General features: G+C 70.8%; 11 protein-coding genes. 8 read left to right on the forward strand and 3 right to left on the reverse strand.

Annotation, left to right across the window (positions count from 1 at the left end; all coding sequences use genetic code 11):
* The first annotated feature begins 15 nt into the window (after positions 1-15).
* The 5 genes from CFK41_RS15835 to CFK41_RS15855 are packed head-to-tail and all read left to right on the forward strand — an operon-like array spanning position 16 to position 9012.
* A complete protein-coding gene (locus CFK41_RS15835) occupies positions 16-3909 on the forward strand; it encodes a fibrinogen-like YCDxxxxGGGW domain-containing protein (RefSeq protein ID WP_096800545.1) in 3894 nt (1297 codons plus the stop codon).
* The gene (locus CFK41_RS15840; RefSeq protein ID WP_096800546.1) at positions 3906-5222 is read left to right on the forward strand and encodes a ligase; all 1317 of its coding nucleotides are present in this window, start codon (positions 3906-3908) and stop codon (positions 5220-5222) included. The genes CFK41_RS15835 and CFK41_RS15840 overlap by 4 nt, the downstream gene beginning before the upstream one ends.
* Complete coding sequence (locus tag CFK41_RS15845) at positions 5215-6726, forward strand: lipopolysaccharide biosynthesis protein (protein ID WP_096800547.1); 1512 nt, start codon at positions 5215-5217, stop codon at positions 6724-6726. The genes CFK41_RS15840 and CFK41_RS15845 overlap by 8 nt, the downstream gene beginning before the upstream one ends.
* Positions 6707-7669: a beta-1,6-N-acetylglucosaminyltransferase gene (locus CFK41_RS15850; RefSeq protein WP_096800548.1), complete on the forward strand. Its 963-nt coding sequence runs from the start codon at positions 6707-6709 to the stop codon at positions 7667-7669. Before CFK41_RS15845 ends, CFK41_RS15850 begins: the two co-directional genes overlap by 20 nt.
* A gap of 59 nt (positions 7670-7728) precedes the next feature.
* A complete protein-coding gene (locus tag CFK41_RS15855; protein ID WP_169928846.1) occupies positions 7729-9012 on the forward strand; it encodes a Wzz/FepE/Etk N-terminal domain-containing protein in 1284 nt (427 codons plus the stop codon).
* 178 nt (positions 9013-9190) lie between these two features.
* On the opposite strand, the gene CFK41_RS15860 is transcribed toward CFK41_RS15855, so the two are convergent.
* Complete coding sequence (locus CFK41_RS15860; RefSeq protein ID WP_227873117.1) at positions 9191-10588, reverse strand: sugar transferase; 1398 nt, start codon at positions 10586-10588, stop codon at positions 9191-9193.
* 413 nt (positions 10589-11001) lie between these two features.
* Positions 11002-12519, reverse strand: coding sequence for an MFS transporter (locus CFK41_RS15865; protein ID WP_227873118.1), 1518 nt, complete (start codon positions 12517-12519; stop codon positions 11002-11004).
* Positions 12520-12636: 117 nt separating this feature from the next.
* Here CFK41_RS15865 and CFK41_RS15870 point away from each other — a divergent pair, with 117 nt between their 5' ends.
* Entirely contained in the window at positions 12637-13215 is a 579-nt protein-coding gene (locus CFK41_RS15870; RefSeq protein ID WP_096800550.1) for a TetR/AcrR family transcriptional regulator, read from the forward strand.
* Positions 13216-13221: 6 nt separating this feature from the next.
* On the opposite strand, the gene CFK41_RS15875 is transcribed toward CFK41_RS15870, so the two are convergent.
* Entirely contained in the window at positions 13222-14289 is a 1068-nt protein-coding gene (locus tag CFK41_RS15875) for a transglycosylase family protein (RefSeq protein WP_096800551.1), read from the reverse strand.
* A 299-nt stretch (positions 14290-14588) separates the two neighbouring features.
* Between CFK41_RS15875 and CFK41_RS15880 the strand changes: the two genes are divergently transcribed.
* Both CFK41_RS15880 and CFK41_RS15885 read left to right on the forward strand, forming a co-directional pair.
* Positions 14589-15041 (forward strand): hypothetical protein, encoded by a 453-nt coding sequence (locus CFK41_RS15880; protein ID WP_096800552.1) that lies wholly within the window; start codon positions 14589-14591, stop codon positions 15039-15041.
* The gene (locus tag CFK41_RS15885; protein WP_227873119.1) at positions 15038-15913 is read left to right on the forward strand and encodes an HTTM domain-containing protein; all 876 of its coding nucleotides are present in this window, start codon (positions 15038-15040) and stop codon (positions 15911-15913) included. Before CFK41_RS15880 ends, CFK41_RS15885 begins: the two co-directional genes overlap by 4 nt.
* Positions 15914-15922: the final 9 nt, after the last annotated feature.

A 15922-nucleotide genomic window follows, 5' to 3' on the forward strand; every position in this document is an offset into this window, starting at 1 on the left:
AGAGGAATCACGCCGATGTCCGCTCTCACCGCCCTTCTGGAAGCAGTCCCCGTCCGCCGAGCCCTGCGGGCGCTGTTCGGACTCCTGGCCTCCGGCGTCGTGCTCGTCCCCCTGGGGGCCCTGGCCGACCCGAGCATCGAGGCACCGCGAGATCGTGACCCTCGCGTCATGCAGACGGTCTCCGCTCCCGACGCTGTCGCGGCGACGTCCGTCGCCCCCGAACCCGACGGCCTCGGCGAGGGCACAGCGGCGGCCTCGTGCTGGGAGATCAAGCAGCGGAACCCCGCCTCCGCGGACGGCGTCTACTGGCTCGTCACCCCCACGCTCGGCACCCCGCAGCAGTTCTACTGCGACCAGACCACTGCAGGAGGCGGCTGGGTGCTCGTCGGCCGCGGCCGCGAGAACTGGACCCAGAGCAACGAAGGACGCCTGACCTCCGTGGACGTCGCACAGACGCCGTCCGGACCCTCCGCCTTCTCGCCCGCGCAGCTGCCCTCCGACACCATCGACGGCCTGCTGGACGACGAGCGGGTCGACGCGCTGGCCGACGGCGTGCGGCTGCGCCGCGCCCGCAGCATCGACGGCGGTACGTGGCAGGAGGTGCGGTTCACATACGGCACTCCGCGCGATGACTGGTCATGGCAGTTCGCAGGGTCCCAGTCGGTCCGCACGTGGTCGATGGACTCGAGCTCGGGCAGCGGCGGCACCACCGGGAGCTTCGGCGCCGACAGCTCGTACCGGCGCCTGGACACGAACGTCGACGGGACTCGCGGGTGGGCACGAGGCTTCTCCTACGGCTCGTCCGCGCGGGGCAGCTCGAGCTCGAGCTCCTACCTCTGGGCAGCCTCCTCCACCGCCGGCTACCCACGGCCGTTCACCCAGGTCTTCCTCCGCCCTCGACTGATGAGCCAGAACATCTTCTCGCCCATCCCGGACACCGGTCTTCCCGCGAGCACCGGGGTCGCCACCGCCCAGAGCTACCCCGTGGCGTCGCCCTGGGGGGTCAGCGGCCTCGGCGCCGCCGGCAGCGGCGAGCTGAACACGGAGGTGGCGGACTTCGCAGAGTCCGACGGGGTGATGTACGTGGGCGGGAACTTCCGCTACGTCCAGCGCGACGCCGCCGGCTCCGGCCGCGTGGAGCAGAGCTACCTCGCGGCGTTCGACGTCACCACCGGCGAGTGGTTATCGAGCTTCCGCCCCACCTTCGACAACCAGGTCAAGGCACTCGCCGTGCTCCCCGACGGTCGGATCGCCGTGGGCGGAGCCTTCAGCACCGCCAACGGACAGTCGTCGCCGTCGTTCGCCGTGATCGACCCGACCACCGGGGCCTCCGACCCGGCCGTGACGACCCGGGTCATCAACTACACCGGCGGCACGCCTCCGGCCATCCGTTCGATGGATGTGCAGGACGGTTACCTGTACCTCGGTGGTCGCTTCACGCACCTGACCGGCAGCGGTGTCACCTCCGAGGTCTATCAGCGCAACATCGGACGGCTGAGCGCCACGACCCTCGCCCCGGTCCCCGGCTGGAATCCGATGCTCGACGGCACGGTCGTGTCCGTGGATGCCTCCGCGCACGGCGACCGGGTGTACGCCGCCGGATACTTCGGGCTGAGCAGGTGGACCGAGGCGACCGAGCGAGCAGGAGCGTTCACCGCCGACGACGCGACGGTCATCCCCTGGCATGTCGACTTCTCGAATCGCGACAACGGCCGCACCGGCTACCAGCAGGCCGTCCGGGAGGTCGGCGACAGGGTGTGGCTGGGCGGCTCAGAGCACATGCTGTTCAGCTACAACCGCAGCACCATGCAGGAGATGAGCACGAACATCGCGCAGAACGGCGGCGACTTCCAGGCCATCAGCCCCTACGGGGACGACGGCCTCGCCGCCGGGTGCCACTGCTCGGAGAACATCTATCAGGGAGCCCGCCGCTGGCCGGACGTCGGCACCTTCTCCCGGGTCGAGCACATCGAGCAGACGGGGATCTGGCGAGCCTCCGACGGCGCGTTCGTCCCCGAGTTCAGTCCACAGGTGAGCCTGCGCAGCGGGTACGGCACCTGGGCGATCGAAGAGGCCTCGGACGGCTCCCTGTGGGTGGGAGGTGACTACACCTACGCCCGCCTGCCCAACACTCAGAACCGATGGACCGGGGCGTTCGTCCGGTTCGCCCCGACGGACACCACCGCCCCGAGCACTCCTCGAGGCCTGACCGCCTCGAGCACCTCGGGCGTTGACCAGTTGAGCTGGGAAGAGGTCACCGGCAGCACCTACGAGGTCCTCCGCAACGACCGCGTCGTGGCCACCACGACAGCCGCCTCGACGCAGCTGCCCGCCACCAGCGGAGCACAGTACTTCGTGCGTTCCGTGGACCGGGCCGGAAACCGCTCGGCCACGAGCCATGCCGTCGTCCCGGAAGAGGTGGACCCGGGCACCCTTCCGACAGTGGTCATCCCCGAGGGGTCGGACTGGGCTCATTACTACGAGACCGGCGCCCCGGCACCGACGTGGAAGGACACCACCTTCGACGACACCGCCTGGACCACGAGCCCCGCCCCGCTGGGCTGGGGCAGCTCCTCCATCGCCACCACGCTCACCGCTCCCGGCACCAAGCCGCTGACCGCTTATTTCCGCCGCGCCTTCACCCTCGACGACGCCACCCGGATCGCCGCCCTGACCCTCACCACCCGAGCCGACGACGGCATCGTGCTCTACGTCAACGGCACCGAGATCGGCCGATCCAACATGCCCACCGGCGCCATCCACCACGGCACCTACGCCACCGCAGCACCCCGCACCTCCGACGCCATCGCCACCCCCCTCACCCTCACCGCTCCCGGAAGCCTCCTTCTCACCGGCGAGAACGTCATCACCGCCGAGGTCCACCTGAACTACCGCAGCACCCCGACCCTCAGCTACGACCTCCAGGCCGAACTCGTCCCCGGCGTGCAGACGGGCGCTCGGACGCAGGCGCTCGCTCCTGTCGACGCTGCGGCCGAAGGAGCCGATCCGGCGGAGGAGCCTGCCGGCCAGGAGGCTCCGGACGAGCCGCCCGCCGCCGACCCGGGCGACGACGTCGAGCCGACGTCCGACCCCCAGCCGGCCGGTGCGGCCGCCGAGGAGCCCGGTGTCTCCGGGCCCGAAGTTCCCGGGCCCGAAGTTCCCGGGCCCGAAGTTTCCGAGCCCGAAGTTTCCGCGCCCGGTGTCTCCGGACCCGTCGCGGATGCTCCTGAAGCCGAGGACGCGACGCCGGAACCGCCGCCGTCCGCCGGCGTGAGCGATCAGGAGTCGGATTCCGTCTGCGCCTCGACGGCACCGGAGCCTGTCGATGGCAAGAGGGCAGACCCTGGCGCCGTTCCGGAGGACCCGGACGAGGTGATCACTCCAGGGAGCGACTGGGCCCTCGACTGCAGTCCCTCGGCGACCGAGGTCTCCGGGGCGGACTGGACGTCACCGGGCTTCGACGACTCCACCTGGCCCCACGGCACGGCCCCGCTCGGAGCGGGAGACCCCGAGAACGAGCTGGGCACCGGCCCCGTCCACGGGGACCCAGCGCCTCGAGCCGCCCGATACCGGCACACGTTCACGATCACCAGCCTCAGCGGTGTCGACTCCCTCGAGCTGACGGTCCCGGCGAACGCGACGTACATGCTCCGCATCAACGGCGTCGATGCCGGGCGGGTGGATCCGCAGGACGAGCAGGCCGAGGGCGTGCAGGTCGAGGACGCGCCGTCGACGGACCCGGGCGCCGACTCCTCGGGAGTCGCCGGTCCTCAGGAGACCGTCCTGATCCCGGTGTCCCTCCTGGTCGAAGGCGAGAACACGCTCTCCGTGGAGATCCTCCCCGGGGCGACGCACGCCCCAGATGCCACCTTCGACGCTCGTGGCACCCTGGCGAAGGACCCACAATGACCACGACCAGGATCGCGCTCGGTCGTGTGCCGATCACACGGAGCACCGCGAGGACAGGACGGACCACCGGCGGACCCGGCGTGCCGTCCCCCCTGCCCGCCTGGCCGCTGCTCGCCCTGATGTACGGCTTCCCGATCTTCTGGGCGACCGGCACATCGCTCTTCGCCCCGGTCGCCCTGGGCGCGGTCATGGGGACCTTTCTCCTGCTGCGGGGCCGAGTGCGCACCTCTCCGGGCGTGCTGTGCTGGTTCGCCTTCCTGGCATGGGTCGCCGTCTGCGCCGCCTCGGTCACCGGGGTCATGCAGCTGATCGGATTCGGTCAGCGCGCCGCAGACCTGCTCGCCGTCGGAATCGCCTTCGTCTACTTCGTCAACGCGCGCGCATCGATCTCGCTCACGCAGGTGCTCCGCGGCTTCACCGTCATCTGGGCGACGGTCGTGGTGCTCGGGATCCTGGCCACCCAGTTCCCTGACTTCAGACTCACCACGCCCCTCTCACGAATCATTCCGGGATCGCTCCTCGGGAACGAGCTCGTCCGCGAGCTGGTCCTTCCGCGCCTCGCCGAGGTGCAGGAGCCCTGGGGAGCCGAGGAGCCGTTCGTGCGACCCGCCGCACCGTTCCCCTATACGAACTCCTGGGGGATGGCGTACGCGCTCCTCACCCCTGTGATGGTCTTCGTCTGGACCCGGCTGAGCAGTTGGGCGGGCCGCATCCTGCTCGCCATCGCGCTGGTGGCCTCGTTGTACCCGGCGGCCCAGACCAGCAACCGCGGGATGCTCCTCGCGCTGGCGATGTTCGCCCTCCTCATCGCCGGACGGTTCGTGCTCGCAGGGAGCCTCCGGACCGGGATCACGGTGATCGGTCTGCTGGGGCTCGCCACGCTCGGCGCAGCAGCTGGCGGAGTGTTCTCCGCCATCGCAGAGCGGCAGGAGGTCTCCCACACGACCTCGGGACGCGGCGCCATCTACGAGGCGACGTTCGAGAAGGTCCTGCAGTCACCGATCGTCGGATGGGCGACGCCCGGGATGGACCCGACCATCGGCATCGCCCTCGGTACGCAGGGGTATGCGTGGACCCTCCTGTACTCGTACGGATTCATCGGCATCCTCCTCTTCTACGTCTTCCTGGCACGGGTGATCACCGCGTCATGGCACCTCCGGGATCCGGCCTCCCATGTCTTCCTGAGCCTCGTCATCACCGTGGCGCTGACCATCTGGTTCTACGGCCTGGGGGTCACCCAGTGCCTGATCCTGCTCATGGCCGCAGCAGTGCTCAGCCGCAGCGTCATGGACGAGGAGGCCGCCGATGGTTGAGGTGACCGCCAGGCGTCGAGCGCCCGAGATGCGTCTGGGACGCGAATCCGCTCTGACCTTCAGCGGCATCGTGGTCAATGCCGGGATCGCGTTCGTGGTGACGTGGCTGATCGCCCGCGGGCTGGGAGCCGGCGCCACGGGGGCCTTCTTCCTGCTGACCTCGCTGTTCATGATCTCGACCAGCGTCATCGGACTCGGTTCGGACACCGGACTGGTCCGATCGCTCTCCCGGTCGAGGGCGACGGACAGGATGGGTGAGCTGGGGCCGACGGTCGCCATCGCGATGCGACCCGTGATCCTCCTGGGGCTGATCCTCACGGCGATGCTGGTCGTAGCGGCGGATCCGATCGCCGATCGGCTGGTCCCGGGAACAGACGGGGCGTCCACCCTCCGCCTGCTGGCCCTCGCCCTGGTGCCTGCGACATCGACGGGGATCCTGCTTGCCGGCTCTCGCGGCCTCGACCACATCCGCACCTACACGGTGGTGCAGAACCTGGTCGTGCCGATCAGCCGCCTCGCACTGGTCGCCGCAGCGATCGCGGTGCTGGGAACCACCTGGTCCGTGGTCTGGGCCTGGGCGATCCCGCTGTTCCTCGCCTCGGCGATCGCAGCCCTCGCTCTCCGGCGGCAGCTGCGCGCCGCAGCAGGTGCGGGGGCGGCGCTCCCGACGGCCGAGCGCGACGAGCTCGCCCGGGGGTTCTGGAGCTTCTCGTTGCCGCGCGGTGGCGCCGTGATCCTCGAGCGCGGGCTCGACTGGGCCGACGTCCTCCTCGTCATCGCGCTGATGGGACCGAGCGCCGGTGGTGTCTACGGCGTGGTCACCCGGATCGTCCAGGCGGGCAACATGCTCGAGGCCGCTCTGAGGATCGTGCTGGGGCCCCGGCTCAGCAGCGCGATCGCCAAGGAGGATCTCGCCGGCGCCGACGCCCTCTACCGGAAGGTGACCCAGCTGCTGATCCTCGGCTCCTGGCCCTTCTATCTGTCGGTCGCGGTCTTCGCGGACGTCCTGCTCGGCCTGTTCGGCTCCGAGTTCGTCCCCGGCGCACCGGCTCTCGTCGTGCTGGCCACGGCCATGGCGCTCAAGAACACCGCTGGGGCGCTGCAGACGGTCCTGCTGATGGCGGGTCGCAGCACCTGGCAGCTGCGGAACAAGGCCATCCAGCTCGCCGTGCTGCTGTCGCTCGCGGGAGTGCTCGTACCGGTCTGGGGACTGAACGGCGCCGCGATCGCCTTCGCTGTCGGCGTCGCCGTCGACACCCTTCTGGCCGCACGGCAGGTCCACCGCCTGCTCGGCTTCTCCGCCCCGCTGCGCAGCATCGCCCGGGCGGCGGTGCTCCCCGTCCTGGTGGTGGTCGGCGGCTCGATCGCCATCCGGCTCCTGCTCCCTGGTGCCGGTGCGCTGGTCCAGCTGACCGGGTTGGCCCTGGCCCTCCTCGTGTACGGGATCGCCGTGCGCATCTCCTTCTCGAAAGGTCTGCTCTCCCATGACCGACACGATGCATGACCGCACGGCTCGGCCGGCGATGCGCTCTGCGTTCGCGATCACCAGTCATGCCGACCTGCCGCAGCTGGCGCGACTTGTCCGCGCCCTCACCGAGGGCGTCGACGATGTCCGCGTCTACATCAGCCACGATGCCGCCGGGGTGCCCGGCGTCGAGAGCCTCGCCTCGGACACCTGCCGCGTCTTCCGTGATCCAGGCGGCCGCGGAGACTTCAGCGCCGTCGAACGCTTCCTGGCGCTGTTCTCCAGGATCGAGGCGGATGGAGGAGCCGAGTTCACCACCGTGCTCTCCGGCGCCGACTACCCCTCCCGACCCGTCCCGGAGTTCCTCGAAGCCCTGGACCGGTCGGGGGACGGCCTGCTGCACAACCATCGTGCGCTCGATCCCGCTGACAGCGACTGGGCCCAGCATGAGGCACGGCAGAGGTATCTCTATCGCTGGCGACCGGTCCGGCTGCTGGGTGCTTCCGCCTCCCCTCGGTGGCACTGGATCCATGCACTGAACTACGTCCAGCCCTACCTGCGGTTCAACGTCTCCTACGGCCCGCTGCGCGTGGGCACCTGGCGCGGCCGGCTGCCCGACGGGCTGCGCTGCCATGGAGGCTCGTCGTGGTTCAGCCTCTCGCGCCGGGCCGTCCAGCACCTGCTGACGGTGCGGAGCACTCGGGAGGATGTCGTCGAATGGGGCCGGACCAGCCTCGCCATCGACGAGAGCTTCATCCAGACAGTCCTGCTCAGCGCGGGAACCTTCCGCTTCGTCAACCACAACGGACGGTTCATCGAGTTCCCCGACGAGGGGTTCGGCCATCCCCGAGTCCTCACCGCGGACGACTTCTCACGCATCGAGGAGTCCGGTGCGTTCTTCGTCCGCAAGGTCGACTCGGACGACTCTGCGGAGCTTCTGGACATGCTCGACGTCCGACGCCTCAGGACATCACCGGCTTGATGAGCGCTCCATCGCACACCCGCTCTCCCTCAGCACGGGACCTACCCCAGGAGAACCTCATGACCATCACCTATGTACTCAACGCCCTCGCGCGACGCTGGCTCATCCTGGCGCTCGCGGTGGTCCTCGGAGCGCTGGCCGGCGGCGCATTCGCCGCAGCGGCCCCGAACCGCTATGCGGCCACCGCGTCCCTCGTCGTCCTCCCCGTGGTCTCCAATCCCCTGACCGGCGTCCGCGAGGAGGTCAACATCCGCACCGAGCAGGAGATCCTCGGTTCCCCCGAGGTGGCGCGCCGCGCCGCCGAATCGCTGGGCAGAGCGGGGACCGACGCGACGCCATGGGCCGATGTCGAGATCGCTGCACCATCCGGGTCGCAGATTCTGCAGGTGCAGGTGAGAGCCGATACCCCTCAGAAGGCCGCTGACAGCGCGAACGCCATCGCCACCTCCTACCTCGAGCTCCGCCAGGAGGACGCCGCGAGGGCCACGGACCAGTATCTCGAGGAGGTCGACCAGCAGATCGAGGACCTGAGCTCGGAGACCTCCACTCCCGCGAACGCCGGCCTGATCGAACGCCTCCAGCAGCAGCGTTCGAGCGTGGCGCTCTCAGAGCCCTCCCCGGGACGGATCATCGGGGAGGCGGCGCCTCCGACGGGTCCCTCCGGGCCCGGACTGACGGTGACCCTCGCCGGAGGGACCATGGCGGGACTTCTCCTCGGCATCGCCGTCGCCCTGCTGCGGGAGCGTCTGGACCCGAAGATCCGCAGCGCGGACCGGCTCGCGCTCGCGATCGGGCCGGTCCCCGTGATCTCGAGCAGGAGCGGCGATCACGCGCAGTGGGTGCGCCTGGCGGACGAGGTGCTCCGGCGTTCCGGGGTCGACACCTCGACCGGGCCGATCCGGGTGCTGCTGCACTCCTCTGCCCCGATCGTGGCCGAGGCGGCCGAGCGTGAGTTCCTCTCGGCCGCGCGCCGGGTCCTCGAGGATCGCAGTGCCGACCCGATCTGGGAACAGGGCGGGTCCTCGGTGGAGACGGCCATCCGACCTGACAGCAGGTGCGTGGCGATCGTCCGGTCGGGCAGCTACAGGACGTCCCTCGTCCAAGCCGCCAGGTCGTCGGACATCGCCGTCATCATCGCGACACCGGGAACCGTGCTGGACGAGGTGACCGATCTGATCGTCACCCTGCAGGAGTGCCAGCTGGATGCCGTGGTGGGGCTCGCCCCCGAACCGCGAGCCCGCCAGGGAGCATCGGAGCGTGCGCGGGACGACGCACCGATGCCTCGCCACCGGTCGGGGTCGACCGATGCACCCGAGGCGGGCACCGTCGCCGTGGAGGCCTGAGCGGCGCTGGGCTCCGGCGGCGGAAGCGGTCCGCGGTGCACGCCCGTCCCGGGGCGTGAACGCCTCACTGCGGATCGGCGGCGCAGCCGGTCATCTCCGACCATGTGGAACACCCCCGCACGAGGGCTCAGCACTTCCCTCGAGCGGGGGCATCACCCCTCCCCAGGGGACGCGTCTGTCAGTACGCCCCTCGGGAAGCCAGCACGGCACGCACAGTGCGCACCAGGATCAGCAGGTCCTGGGAGAAGGACCAGTTGTCGACGTAGAAGACGTCCAGACGGACGGTGTCGTCCCAGGAGAGATCGCTGCGACCGGAGACCTGCCACAGCCCCGTGATGCCGGGCCGCACCGCCAGGCGACGGCTCGCGTCCAGGTCGTAGCCGGAGACCTCCTCCGGCAGCGCCGGGCGCGGGCCGACCAGGCTCATGTCGCCTCGCAGCACGTTCCACAGCTGCGGCAGCTCGTCGAGGGAGTAGCGGCGCAGGAACTTCCCCACCCTGGTCACCCGAGGATCGTCGGCCATCTTGAACATGACCACGTTGCCACGATCTCGGGCGCGCTGCGTGAGCTCAGCGCGCCGGGCCTCGGCGTCCATGCCCATGGAGCGGAACTTGAGGAACTCGAAGACCTCGCCCGTGCGGCCGACGCGCTGCTGTCGGAAGATCACCGTCCCGCCGTCCCCGAGACGCACTGCGAGGGCGACGGCGGCGAGGAGCGGCGAGAGGATCAGCAGCAGCAGGGCGCTGGCGGCCATGTCGAAGACGCGCTTCCCCTGCCGCACCGCCTTCCGGGCGCGCGGAAGATCCATGTGCACCAGCGGCAGTCCCGCCACAGGGCGCATGCGGATCCTGTCACCGGAGATCTCGCTGACGGCCGGCACCACGATCACGTCGACCTCGAGGTCCTCGAGCTCCCAGGCCATGCGTCGGAACTCGTCGGCGCTGGCGGAGGATCCCGCGGTGAACAGCACGATGTCCGGCTGCTGGGCCCGGACCAGCTCCAGCAGCTGCGACTCGTCACCGAGGATCGGCACCCCGGCATCCTCGTTCCGCCCCAGCTCGCCGATCGAGGCGATCGCCCCGACGACGTCGTAGCCGAGCCAGACCTCTCGGGCCAGCGTGCGCACGATCCCTCGGACGTGGCCGGCGGAGCCGACCACGAGCACCTGCGACCGCAGATGGCCTCGGGTCCGCGCGAGGTTCAGGCAACGGCGGGCCACGAAGCGCACCAGCAGCAGGAGCAGGACGCTCGCCAGGATCAGCGCGACGAAGAAGGGCCGGGAGAGCGTGAATCCCGTGAGGAAGAGCGCCGCGCCGACCAGGCCGACCACCCCGATGCTCGCGACCAGGACGCTGCGGTAGATCTCGGGCCCGGACGGGAGGAAGCGCGGGTTGGTGGCACCGGTGAGCCGCAGCGCGATCATCCAGACCACCGCGATGGTCACGCCGCTGCGCACCGCTTCCTCGCTGAGATGAGGTGCCGGGTCGAGGAAGGCGAGGTTCTGCCGGAACACGAGGGCCACCAGGCAGGAGATGGACAGCCCCACCAGATCTCCGGCCATCAGCGACGCCACCACCAGGCGGTCCCTCGAGCGGTCCGACCGCCCGATGCGCGGGCGCCCGGCCACGGCGGGACGTCGCAGCGGATGGGGCGGATCAGGGCGCAGCGGAACCGGGGTCGTCACTGCTTGCGGTAGCGCCACGTGCACCTCTCGAGATCAGAGCGGGGGTCGGAGCCGATCGGCACCGATCACCGGTCTGGGGCCTGTCGGCCGCCGACCTGCACGATGTCCATTTTGCCCGGCTTATCCGTATTGCCTGAGTTGGGACTATACCCCGTCCTCGCGACAAAGGGGACCCCCTCGACGGCCGCCGACGTTCCACGCCGTCGCCGCTCGAGCGCGACGATGAACGGCGCGACGACCCGGACGGGTCGTCGCGCCGTGATCGGGCAGCGTCTGGGCGGGCGCGGTGGCCGCACCCGCCCGCCTCAGCCGGTCACCCGCAGCGTGCGATGCGCGATCACCGCCGCGACCACCATGAGCACCGCACCGATGCCGCTGGTGAGCAGCACGCCCGAGTCGAAGGCCTCCCGGGCCGAGTCCAGCAGTCGCTCGGCGACGGCGGCGGGCAGCTCCCTGGCCACGGCGGTCGCGCCGCCGAGGGTCTCGGAGGCCGCGGCGGCCTGCGAGGCGTCTAGATCGGCCGGCACCTCCACGTGACGGCGGTAGGCGAGGTTCAGCAGGCTGCCCAGCACCGCGGTGCCGAGCACCGCGCCGGTCTCGTAGGCGGTCTCGGAGATCGCCGAGGCGGCACCCGCCTTCGGTGCCGGCACGTTGGAGAGGATGAGGTCGTTGCTGAGCGTCTCGGCCGCACCCACGCCGGCGCCGAGCAGCACGAAGGCGAGCAGGAGCAGGAGGTCCGAGCCCCAGGTGCCGGTGAGCGCGACGAGCACGAAGGCCGCCGCGTTCAGCAGCAGGCCCGCGGTGATCACGGCGGCCGGGGAGAATCGGCGCACCAGGCGCACGGCGAGCAGGCCGGCGAGGATCGTCACCACCAGGCCCGGCACGAGCACGAGCGCCGCACCCATCGGAGAGCGGCCGCTGACCAGCTGGAGATGCTGGGAGACGAAGTACAGGAACCCCACGAGCGAGAACACGCTGAGGAGGTTCGCGAGCACGGCCCCGGTGAACACGGGGCGGGCGAACAGGGTGACGTCGAGCATCGGCTCCGGTCGCGCGAGCTGGCGGCGCACGAAGGTGATGCCGGCGGCCACGGAGGCCAGCAGGCACAGCGCGGCGAGCAGGTCCAGGCCGCTGGCGGTGAGCGACTTGATCGCGAACACGAGCGGGGTCATGGTCGCGAGCGCCAGCACCACGCTGATCGGGTCCACCGGCCCGGGCGAGGGGTCCTTCGACTCGGGGATCAGCACGGGGCCGAGCACCAGCAACGGCAGCATGACCGGCACGGCCAGCAGGAACACCGACCCCCAGGCGAAGTGCTCGAGCAGCAGGCCGCCGACGACGGGACCCAGCGCCGCACCGGCGGAGAATCCGGCCGCCCAGATCGCGATCGCGGTGCGCCGCTGGACCGGGTCGGCGAAGAGGTTCCGGATCAGCGAGAGCGTGGAGGGCATGAGCATCGCCCCGAACACGGCCATCAGGGCGCGAGCGGCGATCAGCGTGCCGGCATCCGGCGCGAGGGCAGCCAGGGCGGAGACCACGGTGAAGCCGGTGCCGCCGACCAGCAGCAGGCGGCGCCGCCCCAGCCTGTCGCTCAGGGACCCCATCGGGACCAGCAGCCCGGCGAGCACCAGCGGGTAGACGTCCACGATCCACAGCAGCTGCTGCCCCGAGGGGGCGAGCGCCTCGGAGATCGCGGGCAGCGCGAAGGAGAGCACCGTGTTGTCCACCGCGACCAGCAGCACGGGCAGCATCAGGACGGCGAGCGCGGTCCAGGGGCTGCGTTCGCGGCGCGGGGCGATCGGGGTCTGGGGTGCGCTGTGCACGGTCGTCTCCGGGAGTCGTCGGGATCCCGCAGGGATGTGCGGGACTCCGTCAAACTAAACCGTCCGGACGGTACAGTTCAAGGGGTGGCGATCCGCGCCACCAGTAAGGTCTGTCTCATGTCAGCTCGCGATGCACTGCTCGACGCCTACCAGTCGATCCTCCAGGAGACCGGGGAGCGCTCGACGACCCTCACCGCCGTGGCGGCGCGCGCCGGCGTCTCCAAGGGAGGGCTGCTGTACCACTTCGGGTCGAAGGAGGCCCTGGCCGACGGGCTGATCGCGCGGCTGGACGCACTTCTCGAGGAGGATGTGGCGCAGATGGGCGCCGCAGCCGACGGCCCCTCGCGGTACTACGTGCGCAGCTCGGCGTGGACCGGTGGGCCCCTCGACACCGCCTTCGTCGCCGTCGCCCAGCTCGCCCAGGAGTCCCATGCCGGAGCCCAGGAGGCGATGCGGCGCGCACGCCGGGCCTGGCTCGAGCTGATCCTCGCCGAAGTGGGCGAGGAGGCGACCGCGAACGCGATCCTGCTGCTCGGGGACGGGCTCTACTTCGACGCCGCCCTGAACGGCGGCGGAGGCCCGGCGACCCCGGGCGGCACCCCGAGCCCCGGGCAGTTCACCCCTGAGCAGCTGCTGCCGATCGTGGACCGGCTGCTCGACGCCGCCCGGGAGTCCCGCGGCGACGCCGAGTCCTGAGCCGGCTCAGCGGGCGTTGAGGTGCTGCTGCAGCGCCTTGACGGTCGAGTAGTTGGTGCGGAAGTCCCACACGCCGTTGCTCGACAGGCCCATGGCCGCGCGCAGCTTGCGGGTGGTCTCCGCGCCGATCTTGCCGTCGGCCGTCGCGCCGACCTTGGTCTGCAGCGCCTTGATGTCGCTCGTGGACAGCGAGCCATCCTGGCTCACGCCGACCCAGCCCTGCAGGGCGCGGGTGGTGGCAGGGCCGAACTTGCCGTCGACCGTGAGGGCGCCGGTGCTCGGAGCCGAGGGCTTCGACGGCGCGGCCGGCGCGCTGGAGGCGGGAGCGCCGGAGTTGAGGAAGTTCTGGAGCGCCTTGACGGTGGAGTAGTTCGTGCGGAAGTCCCACACACCGTTGCTCGACAGGCCCATGGCCGCGCGCAGCTTGCGGGTGGTGTCGGCACCGATCTTCCCATCGGCCGTCGCCCCGACCTTCGACTGCAGCGCCTTGATGTCGCTGGTGGACAGCGAGCCGTCCTGGGAGACGCCGACCCAGCCCTGCAGCGCACGGGTCGTGGCCGGGCCGAACTTGCCGTCGACCGTAAGGGCGCCGGAGCTCGGAGCCGACGGCGCCGTGGTGCTGCCGCCACCGCCGGTCGACGGCTGGGCGTTCGCGTCGGCGCCGCCGTTCGTGCGGGTCAGTCCGGCCTTCTTGCCGCAGGTGGGCCACGCGCCGGGGCCCTGGGCCTGCAGCACCCGCTGGGCGATCGCGATCTGCTCGGCCTTGGTGGCCTGGTGGGCGTAGGGAGCGAACGCCTGACCGCCGTAGGCCTTCCAGGTGGGCTGGTAGAACTGCACGCCGCCGTAGTAGCCGTTGCCGGTGTTGATCGCCCAGTTGCCGCCGGACTCGCACTGGGCGACCTTGTCCCAGACGGCGGTGTCCGCGGAGGCGACGTCCGCGCCGGTGGCGCCGAGGCCCGCGGCGAGGACGGCGCCGGTGGTGGCGGCGGCCATCTTCGGGGCGATGCGAGCTCCGCGGAAGTAGACCGCCGAGCCGTCGGCGCGGTGGGTGGGGGCGTTCGTGGGTGCAGACATCGGGAGCTCCTGGGGAAGGGCGCGGGGGAACGTGCGGGGAAGCGCGGGGAAGAACGCGAGGGACGGCGGATGACACCGAGCGCCCGACGTCGAGACGTCGGACCACTCCCCACGGTGCCCCGCCCACCTGCGCGTTCCGTACATCGCATGCCAAGTCCGCGCCGAAACTTGAACAAGTTTTTACCTGAATCGCCGAGATCAGAAATGACACCCGGGGAATTACTGAGTACAAATCCCCTCGCTCCTCGACCTCTCGGCGATGACGCGCCGGCCCCAGGAGATCCCGATACCCTCCTCCCGTGCCCTCCTCTGCCGCCCTCTCCCCGGTCTCGATGACCTGGCGCATGCTGGCGACACTGCTGTGCCTGGGGGTGCTGGTCGTCGGCGGGCTGACCCGCTCCAACGACCTCTTCCCCTTCGGGGTGCTGGACCAGTTCTCCCGCGGAGTCGATCCCGACGGCGAGGTGGTCAACACCTGCCTGCAGGGGATCCGTGCCCAGGGCGAGCCCTTCGACATCCGCTTCGGGCAGCGCAGCGTGGGCGCCGAGCGGGCCGACGTCGAGAACCAGCTCGAGGCGATCCGGGCCGACCCGGAGCTGCTCGCGCCGCTGGCCGCGGCGTACGACCGCAGCCATCCCGATCAGGACCCGCTGACCGAGCTGGTGCTGTGCCAGCGGATCACGCAGCTGCGGAACGGCTCCGCGCACGGCGAGGACGAGCTGGTCGAGGTGACCCGGTGGGTGGCGCGGTGAGCGCGGCATCCCGGCTGCGCCCCGCCCTGTTCCCGGCGCTGCCGCTCGAGCGCATCCGGGTGCTGCGGGTGCTGGTCAGCGCCTTCGTGGTGGTCGACGTGCTGACCCTGTCCAAGGACGTGCTCTCCCTGATCGGGACGCCGGGCTTCTTCGCCCCGGTCGCCCTGGCCCGCCTCCTGCACCTGCCGGCGGTCACCGCGCCGGTCGCATATGCCCTGCTGACCGTGATCCTCGCCTGCTGCGCGGCGGGCATCGTGGGCTGGAGGCCCCGGCTGACCGGGGCGATCCTCGCGATCTCGTTCTGGCTGTGGATGCTCTACAGCAACTCCTACGGCTACGTCGCCCACGACCACATGGCCCTGCTGGTGGCCGTCGCGGTCCTGCCCACCGTCGGCGGCGCGGCGGGGGGCGAGGAGCGCAGCGAGGCCGCGGGCTGGGCGCTGCGCGCGATCCAGATCGCGGTGGTCGCCACCTACTTCTTCTCCGTCCTCCCGAAGATCATGTACTCGGGCTCGCTCGCGACCTGGGGCAACAGCGCGATCCTCACCTGGGCGTCGCTGCGGCGCGGCTCCGGCCTCGCGCACTGGATGGTGGAGAACACTCCGTGGGTGTTCGTCCCCGCGCAGTGGGCCGGCCTCGCACTGGAGACCCTCTCCCCCGTGGTGCTCTTCCTGCGCGGGCGGGCCCTCCACCTCGCGGTCGCGCTGTATCTGGGCTTCCACCTGGCCACCCTGCTGCTGCTGGGCATCCACTTCCTGCCCACGGTGCTGTGCTGGGCGGCCTTCCTGCCCCTGGAGCGGCTGCGCCTGCCCGCGCCGGAGCGGTTCCGGGCACTCATCCGGCGTCGACGCCAGGTGACGCAGGGCTCTTGAAAACATCTG

The organism is Brachybacterium ginsengisoli (assembly GCF_002407065.1).
GTDB classification, from domain to species: domain Bacteria; phylum Actinomycetota; class Actinomycetes; order Actinomycetales; family Dermabacteraceae; genus Brachybacterium; species Brachybacterium ginsengisoli.

Excerpts from the sequence above, each read along its gene's own strand:
- CFK41_RS15835 (WP_096800545.1), top strand. The coding sequence starts at position 16 with ATGTCCGCTCTCACCGCCCTTCTGGAAGCAGTCCCCGTCCGCCGAGCC.
- CFK41_RS15840 (WP_096800546.1), top strand. The coding sequence starts at position 3,906 with ATGACCACGACCAGGATCGCGCTCGGTCGTGTGCCGATCACACGGAGC.
- CFK41_RS15845 (WP_096800547.1), top strand. The coding sequence starts at position 5,215 with ATGGTTGAGGTGACCGCCAGGCGTCGAGCGCCCGAGATGCGTCTGGGA.
- CFK41_RS15850 (WP_096800548.1), top strand. The coding sequence starts at position 6,707 with ATGACCGACACGATGCATGACCGCACGGCTCGGCCGGCGATGCGCTCT.
- CFK41_RS15855 (WP_169928846.1), top strand. The coding sequence starts at position 7,729 with ATGACCATCACCTATGTACTCAACGCCCTCGCGCGACGCTGGCTCATC.
- CFK41_RS15870 (WP_096800550.1), top strand. The coding sequence starts at position 12,637 with ATGTCAGCTCGCGATGCACTGCTCGACGCCTACCAGTCGATCCTCCAG.
- CFK41_RS15875 (WP_096800551.1), bottom strand. The coding sequence starts at position 14,289 with ATGTCTGCACCCACGAACGCCCCCACCCACCGCGCCGACGGCTCGGCG.